The following is a 5,666-nucleotide window of genomic DNA, read 5'->3' as shown; positions in this document are numbered from 1 at the left end:
GTCATAACCTGCGAGATCTGGAGTCGCATCGTCGTCGATGTACGAGATATCGTCGGCAGTGCTGGACGTGGCGGAGGCGGATTCGATGGCGAGCGGGTTCATGCAAACCAGCATACGGACCGCGCCACGAATCCCGCTAGGGCAATTCGAAAATAATTAGGTTGCGTCGTTAGTAAGATGCGAAGAAGAGCCTAGACCTCGATGACCAACGACGGCTGGAACGCGGCATTGAGCTCGGGCGGGTACGACTCAGGATAGCCGCGAGGGTTGCACACGACCCGGGTGTTGCCAACCCTATAGTCATGCGAATCATGCAAGTGCCCGTGAACCCAGAGGGCCGGCACTTCGAAAAAGCTATCCGGCAACTCGTTCACATACGCGCCGGACAGCCAGTTCCTGGCGTACTTCGGAAGGAGGGAGCCACGATGGGGGGCGTGGTGCGTAACCACGACCGTCGGCCCATCGAACGGCTCCGCCAGCCTGTCGGCGAGCCACTGGCGCTGCACCCGATGAAGCGCAGCAGTGTCCTCGGGGGTCAAGCGGCGCTTCCTGCGCTTGACGCTGTTGGCGACTCCGCTGCGGGCGACGTTCTCCGCGACGCGGATGCTCGTGTAGTCGCTCATCCGCCAGCGCGCGAATGCCATCGCGCGGGGGGCGTCGCTGACCGGTCCGGCCTCGGTTTCGACCGCCAGCGTGAATTCAGTCCATAGCGTTGTCCCGAGAAACCGAACGCCATTTAGAGCGACCCTTTTGGAATCGAGCGCGTGGGCGTTGCTGGCGGCGGCCAGTTGCATGTCGTTGAGGGCAGTGTCCATCACGCCGCCGTAGAACTCATGGTTGCCGGGCACGAAGATGATCGGCGTCTGCGCGCCGAAGTTGCTAGGCCGCTGCGCCCAGCGAAGCGCCCTGGCCGGCGAGGTGGCGATGTCCCCGGCCAGGATCACGGCGTCCACCTCGATCTCGGGCACCCGGAAGGTGCCGAACTCGAGGTGTAGGTCTGAGAGGATGAGGAGCTTCATGAAACCAGCATACGGAACGCACCTCCTAGCGCGCTAGGTCAGATCGAAAATTTGTATTCGGCCCAAGGAGGTAGCATTCGCCTCTACCCGGTTTGGGAACCTAAAGTTGTCATCGTTCAAGACTCAGGCACTGCTGCGGCGCCTCGCCGCCACTTCCGGCCCGGAGCGATCGTTCTGGGAGGCTGTCGGGTCGCTCGCGCAGGAGGCCAGGCCGAACTGGGGCCTTGATCTCTTCGCCGACCGGCCGCCGTTGGCCGCCGCCGCGTTCGTCTACCTGGTCGACACCAGCAGCCTCTGGGTCGCCGCTGCCGCGATCTCACCGGCGCAGTTGGCCTCGCTGAGCTATGAGGTGGGGGAGGGTGGCAGCGGTGACGCCGACTTGCGCGCACTTGCTGCCGTGGCCATGGCGAGCGCCAGCCTGAAAGCCGGGCCAGGTGAGGGGCCGGCTGCTTCGCCCGAGACGCTGCAGGCCTTCGCCGCGGGCCTGCGCGCGATCGCCGTTGCGCCGGGATTTATCGCCGCTGGGCGATCGCCGGCGCTGGACAACCACCACTGGATCTTGCTGCTGTATCGGCTGGCCGACGGCGAGGTGATCGCTGGGTTCGGCTGCGTGGATGACCCGATCCCCGGCATGCTCGATCGCGCGACCTTGCTCGAGTGCGTGAAGAGCATGGTCGAGATGGACCTGGAGGAGTGCACCCTCGTCAGTGAGGCTGTGGAATTACATGGCGGGGTAACGTTGGCGCCAGATCTCTCGAACGTGGGGCGCGGTTGACTGGCAGGGATCTCCCGCCCAATTTCTGACCTAGCCGCGCGGCGTCGACGCCCGCGCTTGTCGAGCACTTCGAGGGCTATCGCTTCCGACCGAAGTTCAGATTGCCGTCACGCCGATGCCGGAAACGCGCTCGGAGCTGGGCAGTCGACCACCAGAGCAACGCCATATTTGCGCACAGGCCAATGCAGACGACGAAGGCAGCCCGATCCGCGAACCCTTGACCGAAGTCCAGGAGCAGAAGGGCCAGCGACCAGGGCAGGGCGCAAAGGATCGCGACCGTCAGCAAGAGGCCCTGTTCACTCGGCCGCAGCGTGGCCGCTGCCAGGGCAACGGCGAAGGCCGAGCAGGCTGCGGGGAGCCACCAGGCGTGGCGATACCAGAGCGGCAGGCGAGGGGTGGTCATGGAAGAAATTGTGCGGCGCGTAGGCTGCCGGCGCCCGAGCAATTTCACACGGACCGGAGAGGTTTGCCTTTTTGTCGCGCGCCGTCCACAACATGGAGCAGGGCGCTCAATCCRGGTGTTCTATGTGCTGACGACTTCCACCGGGCCGATCCCACAGTAGACGGTCTCGCCAGTCTTCAGCGCGGTGACGGTCCAGCGGTCGCCAGGGATGACCTCGTAGTCGGCAGACTCGAACGGGAGATCGCGCTCCTCGTGCACGCCCGGGCCGAGCCAGGAGGGCATGCGCAAGATGGATGGCGAGCAGGCAAAGAGGTCGGGGGTCTCGGACATGAGTTCGATCGTACCTGTGCTGCGGAAGCACATATCGATCCGCCGTGGCGACTCCGCTGGACCCAGTTTGGACAGACATCGGGACGCGGCTCGCTCGACCGGGCCAGGTTTGGTGCTAATGCAAGTTCTTTGAGCTTTCGGGCMTACCCCTTCGCTGCCCTAGCCTTGAATGCCTTGCGCTCCGCAAGCACCTTGTTCACCCTTGCTTGCAGCTTCTCGGGAAACGCTGGCAACTCGTCAGCGTTGAAGCCTGGGTTGAGCCGATCCTTCATCTTCACAAGCATGTCCTCAACAGTAGCGTCGTGCCGCATCCGCCGGAGGTAGCCAACCCTGTAGCGCCCGGTCTGCATGATGTGCTCGCGCAGCGCAGCCCGGAGCTCCTTGAACGCTTTGATGTAGACCTGTTCACCGTCGTATGCCCTAAGCGCAAGGCCCTCGACCAGCATGTCCAGTTCGGCAATGTATGCCTTGCCTAGAACCTTTTCGGCAACATCGAGCCCAGCCTTGTCGTCCTTGAGTTCCTTCGCTACTTGACGCTGTGTCTCCCGTGCAGTGTCCGTTCGCTGCCCGTCCAGCTTTAGTAGGTCTCCGTGTGTGATCTGCGCAAGCTCAATGGCCTCGAACACTGGCGGCCGTGTCCCGCTCTCGAAGAGGAAGGCGATCTTCTCGAAGTCGAACTCATAGTCGCCATAGCGCATGTGGCTAGGCCGGAGCAGTGACCACACAGGCTCGTCACCGGTGAGGGACAAGCGCACGCAGTCCTGTGTGAAGCCCATCCTGAACAGCAAGAAGTCGTTGTACTGATTCTTGAGCGTCATCAGCGCCAAGTTTGCCGCTGCAAGGTGTTCATAGAAGCGTCTGTTCGCGTCGTACATGCGAGCCAACGTGAAGGCCAGCAGCGTGCCGAAGAACGGGCCAATGACATACGTCCACGGCGATGTGGCCATCCTCACTCCTACTTTGTTTTGCGCGGATTCTATGCATAGGCGCAGCGACGGCGCACAGCCCCTACACGCATTTGTTTGTGAGCCACTTGATCGCAACGATGGGAAAAGGGCGTGCGAACGCTTGTAGACGGTCTAAAACGCCGTAGCCAAAGTGACTTGAACAAAGCGTGGCAGCGCACAGTGCACAAACGGCACGCATACGAAGCACGGAAGCACGTACGTCCGGCTTTGGGCCCGCAGGGCCGAGGTGTAGGCAAGATCGATCGCCGACGCCTCGCGCCAGGCCGGGTTGCGAAGCAGGGCGCCAAGCGGTTTGATCTGGGCGAGCCGGCGCAGTTCGTCCAACTCGGCATCGCGGAAGACGTCGAGGGTGGCAAGGCGCGAGGGGACGAAGCTGATGGTCATTGGATTCAAGCGCCGAAGGCGTGTGAGAGGTCGCCGATCGTGCGCTCGATCGCCTCTCGAGCCTCGGGCAAGAACTCCAGGATGCGGGCGGGCTTGAGGTTGCTTGCAGCTGTGTCGAGGATGGCCTGGTGCATCTTTCGCATCGATTCGAGTCCGGCAAAGGTCGCTTCGCTGAGGAGGGCGGCGGGACCGCCCGGGATGTCGACGACGGCGGATTGCAGAAGGAGAGGGCGCCAATCGGTGGCCCTACGAAGCCCCAGGGCGCGTTCTTCCATCACTCGGTCCAATAGTTCCTCGGTCCGCGAATACAGGCCCTGTATGTGCATTGCCATCGTCAGGGCATGAATGCGCTCGGAATAATGGGCGGGGGCCTCGGCTCGCGTCCTTTCGAGTGCCCGGTGGTCCTCTTCCATCTCCATGAGGGCCGCCCCAAGGCGACGCAAGGATCGTTTAACGATCGCCGCGATCACGCGCTCACTCATTCGGATGGCTTCCTGCCCCGCACGCCCCGGCCAGCCTGAGGCTTCTCTCCTCCCTCACCGTCACCCTTTCCGCGGCGGGTCTCGAGCTGGCGCAGCGCCGCCGCCGTCGCCGCGTGGCTCTCGCGCAGCTGTGCGATCTCGCGCTCGGACTGCCCTTGCTGGCGGTGCAGCTGCGCGGCAAGGTCGCTCGCGCGGTGCTCTGCCCCGGCGGCGCGCTCGCGCAGGGTCGCAAGCTCGACCTGGATCTCCTGCTGCTGGCGCGACCACGCGGCGGCGGCATCACGGTGCGCGGCCTTCTCGACCTGGAGTGCCTGCTTGGCTGCTTCCTGCACGCTGCGTGCCGCCTCCAGATCTGCGGCGCGGGCCTTCTGCTCCTTCGCAAGATCTGCGGCCGACTGGCGCGTGGCCACCCGCTCGCGATCGATGTCGGCGAGGAGGCGGCGTTCGTGGGCGACATGGCGCTGCTCGGCTTCCCTCGCGTCGCGTTGTGCCGCGCCGAGTTCCATCGCCGCCTTCTCGCGCAGGGCTTCCTTGCTGGCCACGGCCTCGTCCAGGGCCTTGCGCAGGCGTCGCACCTCGGCGTCCGAGTCGCTGAGCAGGCGAGCGGACTCTTGCTGCTGCGTGTGCATCTGAGCCTCCATGGCCGTGACCGCTTGGCGCGAGGACGCCAGGGCCTCGTCAAGCGCCACGCGTGCCTGCTCGAAGGAGGTCTCGCGCTGCTGGAGGTCTGCTTCCTTCTGGGCCAGGGCGCTGCGCTGCAAGTCGAGCTCGCGGCGGGTCGCCTCGGTCTTCTGAACCTGCACCTGATCGGCCTCGCGGCGGGCGGCATCCCAKAACAGCTTCGTCGCCTGGACCACGGCCAGGGGGAGCTGATGCGCCTCGCCGTCGGCCAGGTTGGCGCCATGGCCGTCCAGGCGCTTGCCGAGCGTGGCGAACCAGCGCTCCAGCATCGGGCTCACGGTGTTGGGCGAGCCGCTGCCGATCTTCTGGCGCACGCGCTCGATGGTCGGGCGCAGGCCTTCGTGCAGCAGCGCGTCGGCGGCTTCCCAGACCTGGGCTTCCTGGATCCCGCGGCCGCCGCGGACCGGGTGGTATTCATCGCTCGAACTTCTCGGATCCATGCCCTCTTCCCTGCCTTTTTTACTTGCGATAATAATGGAGCCCAGATTTAAAACTCCTGTGTTCGAATCGCGCCGTAGCACAAATGTGCTACAGTAGTGCTCGTTTCACAAGTTCCGGGGAGCCGTCTTTGTCCACCACCACGATTCGAATGGAAGATGCTCTGAAAGCTCGCATTGCTGCTGC

7 protein-coding genes are annotated in these 5,666 nt (G+C 64.2%); 1 reads left to right on the top strand and 6 read right to left on the bottom strand.

Annotated elements, in window-relative coordinates:
* Window positions 1–191: 191 nt before the first annotated feature.
* Window positions 192–1,019: a metallophosphoesterase gene (locus AC1DY5_RS39610; RefSeq protein WP_478119926.1), complete on the bottom strand. Its 828-nt coding sequence runs from the start codon at window positions 1,017–1,019 to the stop codon at window positions 192–194.
* Between the two features lie 106 nt (window positions 1,020–1,125).
* Here AC1DY5_RS39610 and AC1DY5_RS39605 point away from each other — a divergent pair, with 106 nt between their 5' ends.
* A complete protein-coding gene (locus AC1DY5_RS39605) occupies window positions 1,126–1,794 on the top strand; it encodes a hypothetical protein (RefSeq protein ID WP_478119925.1) in 669 nt (222 codons plus the stop codon).
* Between the two features lie 76 nt (window positions 1,795–1,870).
* On the opposite strand, the gene AC1DY5_RS39600 is transcribed toward AC1DY5_RS39605, so the two are convergent.
* The 5 genes from AC1DY5_RS39600 to AC1DY5_RS39580 form a co-directional block, all read right to left on the bottom strand.
* Window positions 1,871–2,197 (bottom strand): hypothetical protein, encoded by a 327-nt coding sequence (locus tag AC1DY5_RS39600; RefSeq protein ID WP_478119924.1) that lies wholly within the window; start codon window positions 2,195–2,197, stop codon window positions 1,871–1,873.
* A 176-nt stretch (window positions 2,198–2,373) separates the two neighbouring features.
* The gene (locus tag AC1DY5_RS39595) at window positions 2,374–3,474 is read right to left on the bottom strand and encodes a hypothetical protein (RefSeq protein ID WP_478119923.1); all 1,101 of its coding nucleotides are present in this window, start codon (window positions 3,472–3,474) and stop codon (window positions 2,374–2,376) included.
* Window positions 3,475–3,606: 132 nt separating this feature from the next.
* Window positions 3,607–3,879, bottom strand: a complete 273-nt coding sequence (locus tag AC1DY5_RS39590) for a hypothetical protein (protein WP_478119922.1) — start codon at window positions 3,877–3,879, stop codon at window positions 3,607–3,609.
* Window positions 3,880–3,884: 5 nt separating this feature from the next.
* Window positions 3,885–4,361, bottom strand: a complete 477-nt coding sequence (locus AC1DY5_RS39585) for a hypothetical protein (RefSeq protein WP_478119921.1) — start codon at window positions 4,359–4,361, stop codon at window positions 3,885–3,887.
* Entirely contained in the window at window positions 4,358–5,482 is a 1,125-nt protein-coding gene (locus AC1DY5_RS39580) for a DNA-binding protein (protein WP_478119920.1), read from the bottom strand. The genes AC1DY5_RS39585 and AC1DY5_RS39580 overlap by 4 nt, the downstream gene beginning before the upstream one ends.
* Between the last annotated feature and the right edge of the window lie 184 nt (window positions 5,483–5,666).

This window comes from Variovorax sp. P4_D9, assembly GCF_056401695.1.
The sequence above is the reverse complement of the archived record's forward strand: the minus strand, read 5'-3'. Positions and strand labels throughout refer to the sequence as shown.

Bases quoted from the DNA above. Each gene is read 5' to 3' on its own strand.
- AC1DY5_RS39590 (WP_478119922.1), bottom strand. From the start codon at position 3,879: ATGACCATCAGCTTCGTCCCCTCGCGCCTTGCCACCCTCGACGTCTTC.
- AC1DY5_RS39610 (WP_478119926.1), bottom strand. From the start codon at position 1,019: ATGAAGCTCCTCATCCTCTCAGACCTACACCTCGAGTTCGGCACCTTC.
- AC1DY5_RS39585 (WP_478119921.1), bottom strand. From the start codon at position 4,361: ATGAGTGAGCGCGTGATCGCGGCGATCGTTAAACGATCCTTGCGTCGC.
- AC1DY5_RS39600 (WP_478119924.1), bottom strand. From the start codon at position 2,197: ATGACCACCCCTCGCCTGCCGCTCTGGTATCGCCACGCCTGGTGGCTC.